Here is a 16,200-nt window from a genome sequence, read left to right as displayed (position 1 = left end):
GAGGGGCTAACTAGATGCGCCTAGATGTGTTGACGATCTTCCCCGAATACCTTGAGCCACTGCGCCATGCATTATTGGGCAAGGCTATCGAACAGGACATTATTCAGGTTGGTGTACACAACCTGCGGGAGTGGACTAGCGATGTCCACCAGGCAGTAGATGATAGTCCTTATGGCGGCGGGCCAGGCATGGTGATGAAGCCTTCGGTATGGGGGCCAGCATTGGATGATGTCGCTGCGGGCACTGGGCCGGCAGCGAGTTGTTCTGACTTGATTTCCTCGGTTCCCCATCGATTGTTGGGGACCTCTTCTTCCGACGCCGCTGCACCCCGGCTCGGCGAGGAATCCCCAACTACGAAGCCGCTGTTGATAGTGCCGACTCCGGCTGGTGTGCCGTTCACACAAGACATGGCGGCTCGTTGGTCGACGGAGAAGCACGTGGTGTTTGCTTGCGGGCGCTATGAAGGGATTGATCAGCGAGTGGTTGACGACGCCGCAAACACCTACCGCGTCGAGGAGGTGAGCATTGGCGACTATGTCCTCATCGGTGGGGAGGTCGCGGTGCTCGTGATGGTTGAGGCGATAGTGCGCCTGATCCCGGGCGTGCTGGGCAACGCAGCAAGCCACCAGGACGATAGTTTCCAAAATGGTTTGCTGGAGGGGCCAAGCTACACCAAGCCGCGTCGGTGGCGGGGGCTGGATGTGCCAGCTGTGTTACTCAGTGGCAACCATGGCAAGGTGGAAAGGTGGCGTCGTGATCAGTCACTGCTGAAAACGGCGGCACGCCGACCCGACCTGCTGGAGGCTGCACAGGAAGCAGGGCTGCTCACTAAACGCGACCAACAGGTTTTGGATGCCGGAACTCCCCTCGAGGAATAGTCCCGAGGAGAGGAGGGCTAGAGCCGGCGAGAAGATTTTTGTGGATATCCTCTAGAAATCAGCGCCGGGAATAGCATTGACGTGATCGCGGATTGCCTCACCTTCGGCGTAGAGAGGCATGTCCTTTTTGGCTTGGTACCAGGGCAGATGGATGGGCTCCAGTGGCGTGATACCGCGGATGAGATCCGCAGCTTTTTCCGCCAACATCATCACGGGTGCATAGATATTGCCGTTGGTGATGATGGGCATAACGGAGGCATCCACAACGTAGAGACCCTCAGTGCCATGCACCTCCATGGTATCCGGGTTGACTACCGCCATCTCATCGTCGGCCGGACCCATTTTTGCGGTACATGAAGGGTGAAGAGCGGTTTCTCCATCATTACGCACCCACTCCAGGATCTCCTCATCGGATTGCACAGCGGGGCCCGGGGAAAACTCTCGGGCTCCATGCTCAGCCATGGCATCAGTGTCCATGAGCTCCCGTGCTTTATGCACTGCTTCGACCCACTCACGGCGGTCTTGTTCCGTACGCAAGTAGTTGAACAGCATTTTTGGCTTCACATGGGGGTCATCAGATTGGATACGGACCCAGCCCTTTGTGTCTGAGAACATAGGGCCAACATGCCACTGGAATCCATGCTTGACCTTGGCTGGCGTACCGTCGTAGCGCACCGCCATGGGAAGGAAATGGAACATGAGATTGGGGTAGTCTTCGTCATCATTAGAGCGGACAAAGCCGCCAGCCTCGAAGTGGGAGGTACCGACAGGCCCCCTACCGGTGAGTAGCCACTGCAGTCCCATAAAAGGCCAGCGCCATTTTCGCAGATAGGGCTGAGATGAGTATGGGGTATCCACTTCATACTGGATATAGACCTCTAAGTGGTCTTGGAGATTCTCACCCACTCCAGGAAGATCCTTGACGACCTGAATGCCGTGTTCTTCGAGCAATGCCCGCGGACCGACGCCAGACAGTTGCAGCAGTTGAGGGGTATTGATGGCACCTCCACAGAGAATCACCTTGTCCGCGGTGACTCGCCGGGTGTTGCCCTTCCACTCGTATTCCACGCCGACCGCTTTAGTTCCCTCGAAAAGAACACGTGTAGTGAATGCTTTGGTGCAGATATCCAGATTCTTGCGGTTCTTCACCGGGTGAAGATAGCAACGGGCAGAGGAAGCACGGCGCCCATGCTTGATGTTGCGGTCAAAGGGGGCAAAACCTTCCTGCCGGTAGCCGTTGACATCGTTGGTGATGTGATAACCAGCCTCTTGCACAGATTTGAATAGTGACTGGAAGAGGGGAGTGGTAGCAGGTCCACGGGAAAGATACAGTGGACCGTTGTGTCCACGGCGGGGGTCACGGGCATCCGCAGCTTTAGCGGTCTCCATCTTGTTGAAATACGGAAGGCAGTGCGCATAATCCCAATTTTCTAAGCCGGGTAGAGCACCCCATTTTTCGTAGTCCATAGGGTTACCCCGCTGGAAGATCATGCCGTTGATAGAACCGGAGCCTCCTAAGACCTTGCCGCGTGCATGGGGGATGCGGCGGCCGTTCATCTCTGGCTCGGGTTCTGTCTCATACATCCAGTCATAACGCTTATTGCCAATCGGGAAAGAGAAACCGGAAGGCATATGCAAAAACAGTTCGAAGAACGCATCCATGCGTCCAGCCTCGAGAACCAAGACGCTAACGTCTGGATCTTCGGACATGCGGCGAGCCATGACGGAGCCGGCAGAACCACCACCGACAATGACGACATCGCGGTGGCGATCGTAGATGATCTCACCATTGGCGTCATTCTTCTTGAGGTTCTTAAAAATAAAATCCTTGATGGACAAATGCGTCATCCCTTTCGAACATGACTCGGACACGACCAACCGATTGGGTAAGTATGGCATCGCTTAACTGCGCATTATGGTTCATTAGGGTGCTCTAATCTCATGCCTTTGTGCTCCTTATAAGCCAGCAAATAAGCGAAAGGAGCTGGAGGAACAATAGGGGAGATAGTCACCCAATAGAGGTTGTCTTATCTAGCCGTTGGATGGCCGTAGCAGCAATCTGCAAGATCAATGTAGCTAGTCACCCTGACCGATCAAACTACCTCGAGCTAGGTGTCACGAGTGTATCATTTAGCGGCTTGACGTGCATAAAGGGGTTTCGTAGAGGAAAGCTTCAGGGTGAGAATAACTAATGGTTGTTGAGGCTGAGAAGATGGATCGAGATTCTCCATGTGAGGAAAAATATGGATAATGGACACCGCTGAGAGGTTGGCTGTCGACGTGTCAACGAGGTTAGTCTGCTCTGAAAATTTTATTTGAGAAATGCGTGGGATTGAGTGAAATGCGAGGTTGAGTAATGAAAGAAAACAATTGCATGAGCAGAAGGAGAATTGCATGAGTAGATCAGAAGATGGCTTCGGTGCCGCGACGTTCTCCGAGAAATCCCGTGCCAATGGAGACTCCGAGAGCAAGGAGATCACACCTGAAGTGATCATTGGCTCCTATAGAGCAGGTTCTTTTGGATCCTATACCCCAGGGGAGGTCAGTGCTCCGAAGGTGAATTGGCCAGTTTTCGCCATTTCCGCGCTGGGCGTGTTGGCGGTGGTGTTGTGGGCGTGGTTGGGTCAAGATAATGCAGAAATTGTCCTTGGGAACGTGACCAATTGGATCTCCACGAATCTCGGTTGGTTCTACATTCTGACCGCCACTGTTGTGGTGGGATTTGTCCTATGGGTAGCGATGTCAAAGCATGGCAAGCTACGGCTGGGGCCAGACCACTCGCGACCGCAGTTTCGGCTCTTTTCGTGGGCAGCTATGTTGTTTGCCGCAGGCATTGGCGTGGATCTCATGTTCTTCTCCGTTGCCGAGCCCGTGACACAATATTTCATGCCACCCGACATGGCACCGGAAAGTCGTGAAGCTGCCAAGAAAGCAGTGGTCTGGGCGTTATTTCACTATGGAATCACCGGCTGGGCAATGTATGCGCTGATGGGTATGGCGTTTGGGTACTATGCCTACCGCTTACATATGCCCCTGGCGATCCGTAGCGCTTTATATCCGCTGATCGGAAAGCGCGTACACGGGCCGATAGGTAATACGGTGGACATTGCCGCGGTGCTCGGTACAGTCTTCGGCATTGCCGCCTCGCTAGGTATTGGCGTGGTTCAACTGAATTACGGCCTAAATTTGATGTTCGGTATCGAAATCGGGGTAGGTTCTCAGATCGGCCTTGTTGTACTTTCAGTCGCTATCGCGACCGCATCTGCGGTCTCCGGAGTGGACAAAGGCATCAAATTGCTGTCCGAGATTAATGTCTATTTGGCAATCGGACTCATGGTGTGGATCGTCGTGACCGGAAAGACTGCATTCCTCTTCGATGCGTTAATCATGAATATTGGAGATTACCTCGCCAGTTTTCCAAGTATGACGATGGATACCTTTGCCTATGCCGAGGACAAAGCAGCTGTCAGCGAGTGGATGTCGGGCTGGACATTGTTCTTCTGGGCCTGGTGGGTAGCATGGGCACCCTTCGTAGGTTTGTTCTTGGCACGTATCTCTCGCGGACGCTCTCTACGCCAGTTTGTCTTCGGAGTACTGACTATTCCTTTCTTCTTTATTCTGGCTTGGATGAGTTTCTTCGGTAACTCTGCGCTGGATCTCATCATTAACGGAGGAAATAGGCAGTTTGGGGAGACTACCGTGGCTGTTCCGGAACAGGGGTTCTATGATCTTCTGGGTCTGCATCCGGGTGGCACTTTTTTGATTGGTTTGGCAACTCTCATCGGGTTATTGCTTTACATCACCTCGGCTGATTCTGGGGCTTTGGTGCTATCGAACTTCACCTCCAAGATCACTGACTCCCGCCAAGACGGAGGAAAAACGAGCCGCATTTTCTGGTCCGTGCTAGTCGGAGCATTGACTGTGGTGCTCCTACAAATTGACGGGGTGTCGACAGTTCAATCTGCGACGATTGTCATGGGACTTCCTTTTGCCTTCGTGATGTACCTGGTGATGGCTGGACTCATCCGTTCGTTTAGGCTTGAAACGGTGCAAGCTGATGCTCGTCTTATTTCTCTTCACGGGGCAATGTCAGGTCGTACGGGCGGCGATGGGGCTCATCACTGGCGTCGTCGACTCAGCAGAGCTGCTACCTGGCCAAGTGCGAAACGGGCACAAGATTACCTGGATAATGTAGCGCGCCCAGCCCTAGAGCAAGTCACTCATGAACTCGAGAAACAGGGTATTGATGCTGTACTAGTAAGTTCACAGGTTGTAGGCATGCCGGTCGGGCAATTGGATCTGACCGTAAGTCTCGGGGACGAACGCGATTTCCGTTACCAGATTTACCCAATTGAAAACCCAGTGCCGTCGTTTACACGAAGCACCAGCGACGACTCTGTGTACTACCGTTTAGAAGTCTTCGACCGAAATGGGTCTCTCGGCTACAACGTATGTGGATATTCGCAGGAACAGCTTATTAACAACGTGCTCGACCTCTATGAACGGCATTTGGAATTCCTGCACATTCAGCGTGATCTTCCTGGTGCTTCCGACATGACCGATGGGGCCGCCCCCGCTCGAGACTGGTCTGAAGATGCGTAGGCTGTTTAGTGCGGTGTGAGCTTTCAATTTCTGCTGTACTGCATGCCTTTTCGCTACGGATAGAGAAATCAACGTCAACTGTTTTCATGTTCTAGGAGAAACACGACTGTGACTCATTTGTTTGACCCGACAACCTGTGAATTACTCAAGGGCGTACACTCGGGCGCGGCTCCGGCGTCCCTCTACATTAATGGGCGCTGGGAGGCTGCTGCCGATGGAAAGACCCGCACCATCGTGTGCCCGGCTGACGGCTCTGTCGTAGGCGAGGTTTCCGAGGCGAGTGAGGCCGATACGGAAAGAGCTATTGCGGCGGCTCGCGCTGCTTTCGACTCTGGGACATGGGTAGCGGTTCCCGCACAGGAGCGAGGAGCAATACTTTTACGCGTCGCACAGATTATCCGCGAAAACAAGGAGATTTTCGCTCGCGCTGAGTCTGCGGATACAGGTAAGCGCCTCGACGAGTCCTTGGCTGATATGGATGACATTGCCAATGCATTCGACTACTTCGGAACCCTCGCACCGCATCATGCGGGGCGAGTAGTCGACCCTGCTGATTCCGAAGTACGTTCCCGCATCGACGCTGAACCAGTTGGTGTCTGCGGATTGATTACCCCGTGGAATTACCCCCTGCTGCAAGTTAGTTGGAAGGTAGCACCTGCCATTGCCGCGGGAAATACGTTTGTTCTTAAACAAGCAGAACTGACTCCGCATACCGCGATGATGCTGATGAACGTTTTTGCCCAGGCGGGGCTGCCCGATGGCGTCGCCAACCTCATCACCGGAGCCGGTGCGGAATGCGGCAATCCACTATCGACTCATCCTGATGTTGACATGGTCTCTTTCACAGGAGGCCTTGCCACCGGCCGGATCATCGCTAAAAATGCAGCGGATACTATCAAACGTGTGGCGCTGGAGTTGGGTGGTAAAAATCCTAATGTCATTTTCGCCGACGCAGATTTTGAGGCAGCTGTAGACAACGCCTTATGCGCCGCATTTTTTCATTCTGGCCAAGTGTGCTCAGCTGGCTCCCGCCTGATTGTGGAGGAATCGATCCATGACAGGTTTGTGGAAGAACTTGTGCGGCGTACGTCTCAGATCAAGATCGGCGGTCCACGTGATGCGCGAGCTGAGACCGGTCCTCTCATTTCCCAGGACCATCGTGACAAGGTCGCGGCTTATGTCGACCAGGCTCGTGAGCAAGGGGCACAAATTCTCACCGGAGGGCGTGTACCAACGGAGGAAGATAACAAGTCGGGGCATGCAACTGGTGAGACCGACCTCACCCGAGGCATGTATTACCTACCTACAGTGATTGATGGTTGCACCCGTGATATGGATTGCGTGCACGTCGAAGCTTTCGGCCCGGCGGTCACGGTCGAAACATTCACCTCCGAGTCCGAGGCAATAAAAATCGCCAATGACACGGAGTACGGTCTTGCCGGCGCAGTATGGACCTCCGACATTGGGCGGGCAGAGCGCATGGCCCGAGGGCTTCGTCATGGCACTGTGTGGATTAATGATTTCCACCCGTATCTTCCGCAGGCAGAGTGGGGAGGTATGAAACAATCCGGTAACGGACGTGAGCTAGGGCCAACTGGTTTGGCTGAATACCAAGAACTCAAGCACGTCTACACCAATTTGGCGCCTTCGGTGACAGGGCAGTTCAAGGGGTAGGCCACGGTGGTTTTCGGCGCATGACGCTTGCTCTCACAGAGCAGCTGAAAGAGCCATAGAGTGCGGAGAGTAGCAAGATGTCCAATGATGAAATTGAAAGGTTGCTGACGGATACCTCGCGACAGGCTTACATAGCCGATATCACCGTGCTCATGCGTTCGTCTGAGACCGATGGCGCTGTGCGTGCGATAGCGACAGCGCTGAAGGAGCAAGGTTATACCGATGTGGGTGTCCACGTCGCGGACATTCACGCTGGCTGCGCACCTGACAACATTCTTGTCACCGAGTATGAACAGCGCTTCGAAAAACCACCGATGGCAGAAAGCTTGTACCGTATCGTCGTGGGGGTCACGGCACCGGCAGGTGCGAGATTCAGTGACGTGACTGCAAGGATCGCTGCGTCTCTTCCATCCGCACCAGATGGAAGCGAGGCTTTGTGGTACGGCGGGACGAGAGCAGGACGGCTGCGAGAGTGCGATCTCGCGGTCCCCATCGTCTGTCGGATGAATGAGCCGCGCTAACATGAGCGGAATGATTGCCCAGACGATTGCTGAAGAACTCGGTGTTGCGGAAAAGAATGTGGTGGCGACGATCGCTTTGCTGGATGAAGGGAATACCGTTCCTTTCATTGCTCGGTACCGCAAGGAAATGACTGGTGGCTTGGATGATTCTCAACTCCGCACCTTGGAAAGTCGACTTCAGTATCTTCGTGAGTTGGAAGATCGTAAGACGACTGTTCTGGAATCCATTGACTCTCAGGGCAAACTCACCGATGAGCTTAAGCGTGAGATCCTGGCAGTAGACACGAAGGCTCGGCTTGAAGATCTCTATCTTCCGTATAAGACGAAACGCCGCACGAAAGCCTCGATCGCCCGCGAGGCTGGTTTGGAGCCGTTGGCTCGGCAGCTGCTGGAGGGGGTCGATGAGGAGCCGGTGGCGTTAGCTGCTCAATTCCTCACCGAAGGTTTCGACGACGCCAGTGCTGTACTGACCGGCGCTCGTCACATTGTCGTCGAAGATCTCGCTACGAACGCGGATATTGTGGGTCGTGTACGTCAGGAGTATTTCTCCCGCGGCTATGCCAGCTCGAGTGTGGTGGACGGTAAAAAAGAGGCCGGAGCGAAATACCGTGACTACTTTGATTTTTCGGAGCCCTTCCACGCTCTACCTAGCCACCGCATTCTCGCGCTTCTACGTGGAGAAAAAGAAGGTGTGCTTCACGTCAGTTTTTCTACTGGTGATGGGCACGGCACGACTGACAACGATCAGTTTTTTGAGCACATTATCGCTGAAGATGGGGGACTGACTCCGCGGGGAGACAAGGCGGATCAATTTCGGGCAGAGTGTGTGCGCTTTGCTTGGCGCACGAAGCTGTCTGTGAGTTCTGCAGTCGACGTGCGGATGAAACTTAAAGAGAAGGCTGATCGTGGAGCGGTGGAAGTTTTTTCCCGCAACGTGAAAGACCTTCTTTTGGCAGCTCCTGCCGGACAGCGCGCGACACTGGGGCTTGATCCGGGTTATCGCAACGGTGTGAAGTGTGCCGTCGTGGATGCCACTGGAAAAGTACTAGATACGGTTATCGTCTATCCCCACAGCGGTACCACCGCGTGGGAACATGCGCGCACCATTTTGGCTGAACTCGTTGCGGTGCATCATGTGGAGTTGTTGGCCGTGGGCAATGGCACGGCGTCGCGGGAAACGGAGAAACTAGCCCGTGAGGTGGCAGAGCTCGTCTCTGCTGCAGGAGCCAAAAAACCGCAGGCCGTGATCGTTTCCGAGGCTGGAGCTTCCGTCTATTCCGCGTCAGAAGTTGCGGCGACGGAATTTCCAGAGATGGATGTGGCATTACGCGGCGCCGTGTCGATTGCCCGCCGTCTTCAAGATCCATTAGCCGAGTTAGTAAAAATTGATCCGAAGTCCATCGGTGTTGGTCAGTACCAGCACGATGTGAATCAAACTCTGCTTGCTGCTGAGCTGGACATCGTGGTGGAGGATGCCGTGAACTCCGTGGGTGTGGACTTGAACACTGCCTCCACTCAACTGCTCCAGCGGGTGGCGGGGGTGAACCAGACTGTGGCAGAGAATATCGTCGCGTTTCGTGACGAGCACGGGGCATTTCAGTCTCGTAAGGAGTTATTAAAAGTGCCCCGTCTTGGCCCGAAAGCCTTCCAACAAGCAGCGGGTTTCTTGCGCATTCGCGAGGGACTTGATCCACTGGACGCTTCAGCGGTGCATCCGGAGGCCTATCCTCTTGTTCACAGAATTGTTGATGTCACCGGCTTGCCAGTGCCCGATCTCATCGGAAATAGCGCAGTACTTGCAGGAATTAATCCAGCAGATTTCGCTGATGAGACGTTCGGCATCCCCACAGTGACGGATGTGCTGTCGGAGTTGGATAAGCCCGGACGAGACCCACGTCCTAGCTTCAAGACCGCGTCACTAGCCGATGGGGTGGAGAAGGTTACCGACCTCGTCCCCGGCATGGTTCTTGAAGGAACGGTCACAAATGTTGCAGCCTTTGGCGCGTTCGTGGACGTAGGAGTTCACCACGATGGGCTGGTTCACATTTCAGCTATGAGTGACACGTACGTTAACGATCCGCACGACGTCGTCTCCTCGGGACAAGTGGTTAGGGTGCGGGTTATAGATGTTGATGTGGAGCGGAATCGGATCAGTCTTTCTTTGCGATTAGGTGACGAAGCCTCAGCGGTTACGAAAAAGGCACCATCTGGGTCAAGAACATCTGCGTCGAGAAGTGGAGAGGATGCTCCTAACCAGCGTTCCGGTGGACATAAACTCCGCGGGCGGGGAAATCGAGCCCGAGGCCAAGCCACCTCTCGTAGGCGGACGAAACTCGAAGCACCAGCGGGCGGATCAATGGCGGAGGCACTGCGCAAGGCAGGCTTTGGGCATTAGTTCAGGATGGACATGTGCGCACGTGAACGGCGATGAGTCCACACCGAGAGTCATCTTTATCCCGTGGCATGGCGGATTTGCCTCGTGTTGTTTAGGCTGGCATACTACTCAAGTTAATCAGTTGTGGGTATGAACCCGTGGGCGCGTGATTTGGTACGAAAAGCCGCGAGGATCCTCTATCCAGGCGAGTACATAAGGATTCAATCTATGCACATTCTAGACAAGGTTGATGCAGCTCAGCTGCGTTCCGACATTCCAGACTTTCGCCCGGGCGACACCCTGGATGTACACGTAAAGGTTATTGAGGGCTCTAAGTCCCGTATCCAGGTTTTCCGAGGTGTCGTTATCCGTCGCCAGAACTCTGGCATTCGTGAGACCTTCACTGTCCGCAAGGTCTCTTTCGGCATCGGCGTTGAGCGCACCTTCCCTGTGCACTCTCCAAACATTGATCACATCGACGTACTATCTCGCGGTAAGGTTCGTCGCGCTAAGCTGTACTACCTGCGCAACCTGCGCGGTAAAGCTGCGAAGATCAAGGAGAAGCGCTAAAGAAACGCCCAGTTTGGGCCATATAACGCATTGCTACGCCCTCGCATTCACCAATACGGTGTGGATGCGGGGGTTTTCTCGTGTGATAACCGCAATGCCCAGCAACCTCACAGACGTGGTGTGGATGAAAAAGCTCGAGGGGCTGGTAGCCTAATTCTTTGTGACTTCTAGCAGCTCGGCGAATTCCGCCTATAACTCATCGGAACAACATGCTCCCAAGCATGGCGGTGGACGCCATGCCCAGAAGAAACAGCAGAAAGAGAAGAAGACCTATCCCTGGTGGGTGGAAATTCCGATCATTGTTGTGGTCACACTGCTGATTCTCGGTGCGTTTAACACTTTTGTGGGTCGCCTGTACCTGATTCCCTCTGAGTCCATGGAACCAACGCTGCATGGGTGTGCCGGTTGCACTCCTGACCGTATTTTTGTGAACAAGATGGCTTATCTCGGTGGAAAAACACCGAAGCCTGGTGACGTAGTTGTGTTCGTAGGAGAGGAATCCTGGAACTCAGAGTACGTTTCCCAACGCTCGAAAAACAACGCCCTGAGAGGCATCCAAAATGGTGCGAGCTACATCGGTTTGCTAGCTCCCGATGAGAACACCCTCGTCAAGCGTGTGATTGCCACTGGGGGACAGACGGTACAGTGCTTGGAAGGCGATCCGGGTGTGATGGTTGATGGAAAGAAACTCAACGAGCCTTACATCAATCCCGAGCCGGAGTATCCAGTGAATCCAGCTACTGGTTCGGAAGCCTGTGGTGGCGACTACTTTGGCCCCATTACCGTTCCGGACGGCAACTTGTGGCTGATGGGTGATAACCGAACTAATTCTCTGGACTCTCGTGGTCACATGGGAGATGAAAACCAGGGCACAATTCCAGTAGCCAACGTGGTCGGACGTGTTGAGTCGATTGTCTTGCCGTTCAGCCGGATCGGCAGTGTTGATTCCGTGGACAACCAGGGCGCTGCGTAGGGCTCTGGGGTCACGTTCGCCTCGTTTCTATATGCTTTCTCCGGATCATCCCGCCGCTGTAGTGCGTAGAGCTCTGCGCGTGATGCCCCATGCTCGCACGGTTGAGCACGCCGTGGAGAGGGTGGGTCTTGGCCCAGTTGCGGGGGTGGATGAGGCCGGTCGGGGTGCTTGTTGCGGTCCTGTAACCATCGCTGCGTGCGTCTTGCCTGCACATCCCATAGCGGAGTTGGACGAACTCACCGATTCGAAGAAATTATCTCCTACAAAGCGCGAACGGCTCTTTAACATCGTGTGCGACGCAGCATTGAGTTTTTCGGTGGTGCATATTTTGGCCTCGGAGATCGATAGACGCGGTATTCAGCCTGCTAATCTCGACGGTATGCGTCGCTCTGTTGCGCAACTTTCTGTCCAACCTGGCTATGTCCTCACGGATGCAATGAGAATCCCAGGTTTGGTGCAACCTCATTTACCCGTGCTGAAGGGTGATCAGGTTGTGCGCTGTATTAGTGCAGCGAGTGTTTTGGCTAAAGTTAGCCGCGACCGTCTCATGATTGCTCTGGATGAGCAGTATCCCGGTTATGGTCTGGCAAACCATAAGGGCTATGGAACGGCGGATCATATGCGCGCGGTGAGTCTGCGTGGCGGAACGCCTCATCACCGATACACTTACAAAAATGTGGCGGCTGCTCAGGCACAATATGAAGCTATGCAGAGTGACCTGTCATTATTCTGATACCGGGCATGACGATGGCCCGGTCAGCAAAGTCGAGACTTTTTGGAAGGTTGTGGAGCTCACGTGAGCGCTGAAGAGCTGGACGACTACGAGGCAAATGTCGAACTGTCCATGTACCGCGAGTACCGCGATGTGGTGAGCCAGTTTTCATATGTGGTGGAAACAGAGCGGCGTTTTTATTTAGCGAACGCTGTGGAATTGATCCCTCGCAACTCTGGCGGAGAGGTGTATTACGAAGTTCGCATGTCTGACGCATGGGTGTGGGACATGTACCGACCAGCGCGTTTTGTGCGGTATGTTCGCGTGATCACCTATAAGGACGTCAATATTGAGGAGCTGGACAAGCCCGAACTGCAATTACCAGACAACTAAGATTTTTTCTTTTCACAGGCCAGGAGTTATCCACAACCTCCTGGCCTTTTTGCATAGAGGCACTCATTGTGAACCGGCGCCTACCAGTGCAGATATGCGATTGTCTCCTTATGACAACGAAGCATGTGGGATTGCTATGACCACGAAGGACATAGGTAATAGAGGTGAGGATGTAGCAGTCTCCTTCTTGAGGGACAAGGGCTGGACAATCCTCGAACGTAATTGGTTGTGCCCTTATGGTGAGTTGGATGTGGTGGGACAGACTGCAGAAGGACTCCTTGTCTTCCTTGAAGTGAAGTTTCGCTCGTCCACGAAGTTTGGTGGGGGTCTCGCCGCTGTCACACCCGCAAAACTCAAGAAAATGAAGCGAGCTAGCGCGTTATGGATGCAGCAGAACAGACCACGGATCAGCAGTACTCGGAACGAATATCCGTGCGTGCGTTTTGACGTTATCGACGTAGGACCCGAAGGGATACGGCATCACTTGGAAGGGGTGCTGTAAAGAATGGGGGTGGGATACACACTCTCCATGGCATTAGAAGGCCTGGAGGGATTGGTCGTACGGGTGGAGTGCGACGTGGCCTTAGGACTTCCGGGAATCAGTGTGATTGGTATGGGAGACGCAGCTGTTGTCCAAGCGAGGGATCGGGTGCGCGCGGCTTTAACAAATTCCGGATTGCAATGGCCAGGCCAGCGAGTGGTGATGAGTTTGTCTCCGGCGGGAGTACCCAAAGCAGGTGCGGGCTATGACTTAGCAATGGTCTGCGCGATGCTTGTTGCGCGGAATAAAAGCCCCGTGGCACAGGAATGCGTGAAGGACACAGTGTTGGTCGGGGAACTGGGACTGGATGGGCGCTTACGGCCGGTGCCAGGAATTCTCCCCATTATTGTTGCCGCGGGTAGTAGAGGTCTCAAGCGCGCTCTCATTCCCGCAGACAATGCAGTGGAAGGAGTTCAGGCTGCTGGGTTAACCGACGGTGTTGATGTGCTGGTTGCAGAGAATCTGCGTGAGGTTGTTGACTGGATGAGCAACGACAGAAAATTGTTAACAGCAGCTGAGTACGTGGAACTTGCGGATCTAGGCGGGGCCACGGGGGCAGGAATGGATGCGCCTTCACGCGGTGGGGGATTTCACGCGACCATGGATTTTGCCGACGTGGTGTCTCAACCAGAGGCTCGTAAAGCGGTAGAAGTGGCAGCGGCGGGCGGGCACGCACTGATGCTATCGGGGCCACCGGGGACAGGAAAGTCTATGCTGGCTCAGCGTTTGCCACAGCTGTTACCGCCGATGGGTCAGGAGGAGCTTGTGGAAGCGGCGGCGATTCATTCTGTCTCCGGGATGCGCGGAGATTTAGAGTCTATATTTCGTGGCCAACGTCCGTTTGTGGCTCCGCATCACACTGTGACGGTCGCTGGACTTATCGGTGGAGGAGCACGGCCATTACCCGGTGCGATCAGTCTTGCTCACCACGGGGTTCTTTTTCTGGATGAAGTGGCGGAAATCTCTCGTCCTGTGCTCGATAGCCTGCGTGCCCCCATGGAAACTCGGCGTGTAGAGCTCGTACGAAATAAGCGGAGCGTAATGTATCCGGCTCAATTTCAGCTTGTCTGTGCAGCGAATCCCTGCCCATGTGGTGCGGAAACTGATGTGGATTGCACGTGCCGTTCAGGGGATCGTGCTCGCTACCAGGCGAGGCTTTCGGGTCCATTACGGGATCGAATTGACGTGTTTGCGCGCACGAGGAGCAACCGTCTGGCCTTGCTTACCAACGAGAAAGAAGAGACAACAGCCACCGTTAGACAGCGGGTACTCCAGGCTCACGATAGGGCTAGGGCGAGATGGTCGGGCGTCGACAAGGATCAAGGCAGCAATTGTTCCTGGTTGAACGCGACTGTGCCAGGGAAGACCTTGCGGCGAGATTATCCCGCTGAGGAGTCGGGAATGCTCATTTTGCAGGATCTCTTGCGTTCGGGAAGACTATCTCAGCGCAGTGTGGACAGAGCATTGCGGGTTAGCTGGACATTGTGCGATTTACGCGACGCCGCGATACCGTCCACTGAGGATGTGCTGGATGCTGTGGATATGTTTAGCGATGAGCTCTAGCGCATGATCAGAGACGAGCTGTAGCGCATGTTCAGAGACGAGTTATCAATGCGACGTTTAGTGACGAGCTAAGAGAGTAAGACGGGGGAATACGAACAATGGACGCAGCGGATTCAGGACGCACGCGAGTTCTTGCGTGGGCGTACTTGCGCAGGGTGGTCGAAGGAAGTACTCCAGAAATATTGGATTTATTGTGGCCTCACAGCGATGACGAGGTCTCTGCGGGTTGGAGCGCTCGAGAGGGTGGGTGCGTCGGTAGTCAACCGATGGGCAAAGACAGGGCCTCGGCTCGTGTGGTTGAGGTGGCTCGGAGAATTTACCGCCGTGACACGTCATTGCCTGACAGAGTGCTGATGACCACTGAACGTCGATGGAATTATGATCCTACAAGCGATGTGGAGCAAGCCGAACAGCGTGGAATGCGTTTACTCACTCCCGATAGTGATGAGTGGCCGTGTGAACTCACGCAAGCATTCCTAAGAATGGCAGATGCAGGAGCGGACAATGAGGCGGGAGTTCGAGGACAAGCATCAGCGCCTTTTGCACTATGGGTGAGGGGAGAGGTAAATCTCGCGACAGTGATCCAGCACTCAGTGACCGTCGTTGGTACGCGTGCTGCCACGCGCTATGGGCGAAATACGGCGTATCAGTTGTGCTCTGAACTTGCAGGCCGAGGTTACACAATCGTGTCAGGGGGAGCCTATGGCATTGACAAACAAGCACATTGTGCTGCATTAGATAACGGTGCGCCCACCATTGCTTTATTAGCAAGTGGTGTGGATGTGGCATATCCCAAAAAACACCGGGAATTGTTTGATCGCATTGTGGACTCCGGAGGGCTACTAATCAGTGAATATGCGCCTGGAACTCCACCGGCACGGCACAGATTCCTCACACGTAATCGTTTAGCTGCGGCATTGAGTCAAGCCACAGTGATGGTTGAAGCGCCTATTCGTTCCGGCGCAATGAACACGATGAACTGGGCAGAGGCGATGGTGAAGCCTACCTTAGCTGTGCCTGGGCCGATTGATAGTGCCGCCAGCCAGGGGTGTCTGTTGAGGATTCAGGAAGAAAGGGCTGCTCTGGTGCGCACTGTTGCAGATGTGGTCAATGCGATTGAACCGGTGGGGCGCAGTATGACCCTGTGGGACGAGGACACGGCTGGAGGGCAGGGGCACGCTGTTTCGCTGAGTTGGCAGGAAACAGCAGTGTACGATGCCGTGGGAGTAGTAACGGATACTACGGGCACTGTGGAGGATATTCAGCAGGCTACCGGTCTTGCTCCGCAGGTGATTGTCGTGGCGTTGAGATTGTTGAGGGAGAAGGGGGTGATTGACCGCCAAGGTCAACGCTGGGTGAAGGTTCTCGGAAAAGACCTTCGGCAACTATGATCAAGTCC

The 16,200-nt window shown here is 54.4% G+C and carries 13 protein-coding genes; 12 read left to right on the top strand and 1 reads right to left on the bottom strand.

Annotated elements, in window-relative coordinates; all coding sequences use genetic code 11:
• Nucleotides 1–14: 14 nt before the first annotated feature.
• A complete protein-coding gene (gene trmD / locus GP473_RS05525) occupies nucleotides 15–878 on the top strand; it encodes a tRNA (guanosine(37)-N1)-methyltransferase TrmD (RefSeq protein WP_185769929.1) in 864 nt (287 codons plus the stop codon).
• 51 nt (nucleotides 879–929) lie between these two features.
• Here the strand turns inward: trmD and betA are convergent, their stop codons facing one another.
• Nucleotides 930–2,726, bottom strand: a complete 1,797-nt coding sequence (betA, locus tag GP473_RS05520; protein ID WP_390625308.1) for a choline dehydrogenase — start codon at nucleotides 2,724–2,726, stop codon at nucleotides 930–932.
• 546 nt (nucleotides 2,727–3,272) lie between these two features.
• Here betA and betT point away from each other — a divergent pair.
• The 11 genes from betT (at nucleotide 3,273) to dprA (ending at nucleotide 16,192) form a co-directional block, all read left to right on the top strand.
• Entirely contained in the window at nucleotides 3,273–5,480 is a 2,208-nt protein-coding gene (betT, locus tag GP473_RS05515) for a choline BCCT transporter BetT (RefSeq protein ID WP_186276674.1), read from the top strand.
• A 108-nt stretch (nucleotides 5,481–5,588) separates the two neighbouring features.
• Nucleotides 5,589–7,154, top strand: coding sequence for an aldehyde dehydrogenase family protein (locus GP473_RS05510; protein ID WP_185769926.1), 1,566 nt, complete (start codon nucleotides 5,589–5,591; stop codon nucleotides 7,152–7,154).
• A gap of 77 nt (nucleotides 7,155–7,231) precedes the next feature.
• Entirely contained in the window at nucleotides 7,232–7,675 is a 444-nt protein-coding gene (locus GP473_RS05505) for a hypothetical protein (protein WP_185769925.1), read from the top strand.
• A gap of 10 nt (nucleotides 7,676–7,685) precedes the next feature.
• On the top strand, nucleotides 7,686–10,070 hold the full coding sequence (locus GP473_RS05500) for a Tex family protein (RefSeq protein ID WP_185770708.1): 2,385 nt from the start codon (nucleotides 7,686–7,688) through the stop codon (nucleotides 10,068–10,070).
• A 207-nt stretch (nucleotides 10,071–10,277) separates the two neighbouring features.
• Nucleotides 10,278–10,619, top strand: coding sequence for a 50S ribosomal protein L19 (gene rplS, locus GP473_RS05495; protein ID WP_151902925.1), 342 nt, complete (start codon nucleotides 10,278–10,280; stop codon nucleotides 10,617–10,619).
• 160 nt (nucleotides 10,620–10,779) lie between these two features.
• Nucleotides 10,780–11,592 (top strand): signal peptidase I, encoded by an 813-nt coding sequence (gene lepB, locus GP473_RS05490; RefSeq protein ID WP_185769924.1) that lies wholly within the window; start codon nucleotides 10,780–10,782, stop codon nucleotides 11,590–11,592.
• Between the two features lie 82 nt (nucleotides 11,593–11,674).
• Nucleotides 11,675–12,325, top strand: a complete 651-nt coding sequence (locus tag GP473_RS05485; RefSeq protein WP_246394982.1) for a ribonuclease HII — start codon at nucleotides 11,675–11,677, stop codon at nucleotides 12,323–12,325.
• Between the two features lie 63 nt (nucleotides 12,326–12,388).
• Nucleotides 12,389–12,697, top strand: a complete 309-nt coding sequence (locus tag GP473_RS05480) for a DUF2469 domain-containing protein (protein ID WP_025402900.1) — start codon at nucleotides 12,389–12,391, stop codon at nucleotides 12,695–12,697.
• A gap of 136 nt (nucleotides 12,698–12,833) precedes the next feature.
• The gene (locus tag GP473_RS05475) at nucleotides 12,834–13,199 is read left to right on the top strand and encodes a YraN family protein (protein ID WP_185769922.1); all 366 of its coding nucleotides are present in this window, start codon (nucleotides 12,834–12,836) and stop codon (nucleotides 13,197–13,199) included.
• 27 nt (nucleotides 13,200–13,226) lie between these two features.
• Entirely contained in the window at nucleotides 13,227–14,801 is a 1,575-nt protein-coding gene (locus tag GP473_RS05470; protein ID WP_246394701.1) for a YifB family Mg chelatase-like AAA ATPase, read from the top strand.
• Between the two features lie 98 nt (nucleotides 14,802–14,899).
• Entirely contained in the window at nucleotides 14,900–16,192 is a 1,293-nt protein-coding gene (gene dprA, locus GP473_RS05465) for a DNA-processing protein DprA (RefSeq protein WP_186276673.1), read from the top strand.
• Nucleotides 16,193–16,200: the final 8 nt, after the last annotated feature.

This window comes from Corynebacterium anserum (assembly GCF_014262665.1).
Lineage (GTDB): Bacteria > Actinomycetota > Actinomycetes > Mycobacteriales > Mycobacteriaceae > Corynebacterium > Corynebacterium anserum.
Note: the sequence above shows the minus strand (reverse complement) of the source record. Positions and strands in the feature narration are given on the sequence as shown.

Coding starts and splice junctions, on each gene's coding strand:
- trmD (WP_185769929.1), top strand. CDS start 15: ATGCGCCTAGATGTGTTGACGATCTTCCCCGAATACCTTGAGCCACTG.
- betA (WP_390625308.1), bottom strand. CDS start 2,726: ATGACGCATTTGTCCATCAAGGATTTTATTTTTAAGAACCTCAAGAAG.
- betT (WP_186276674.1), top strand. CDS start 3,273: ATGAGTAGATCAGAAGATGGCTTCGGTGCCGCGACGTTCTCCGAGAAA.
- GP473_RS05505 (WP_185769925.1), top strand. CDS start 7,232: ATGTCCAATGATGAAATTGAAAGGTTGCTGACGGATACCTCGCGACAG.
- GP473_RS05500 (WP_185770708.1), top strand. CDS start 7,686: ATGATTGCCCAGACGATTGCTGAAGAACTCGGTGTTGCGGAAAAGAAT.
- rplS (WP_151902925.1), top strand. CDS start 10,278: ATGCACATTCTAGACAAGGTTGATGCAGCTCAGCTGCGTTCCGACATT.
- GP473_RS05485 (WP_246394982.1), top strand. CDS start 11,675: ATGCCCCATGCTCGCACGGTTGAGCACGCCGTGGAGAGGGTGGGTCTT.
- GP473_RS05475 (WP_185769922.1), top strand. CDS start 12,834: ATGACCACGAAGGACATAGGTAATAGAGGTGAGGATGTAGCAGTCTCC.
- GP473_RS05470 (WP_246394701.1), top strand. CDS start 13,227: ATGGCATTAGAAGGCCTGGAGGGATTGGTCGTACGGGTGGAGTGCGAC.
- dprA (WP_186276673.1), top strand. CDS start 14,900: ATGGACGCAGCGGATTCAGGACGCACGCGAGTTCTTGCGTGGGCGTAC.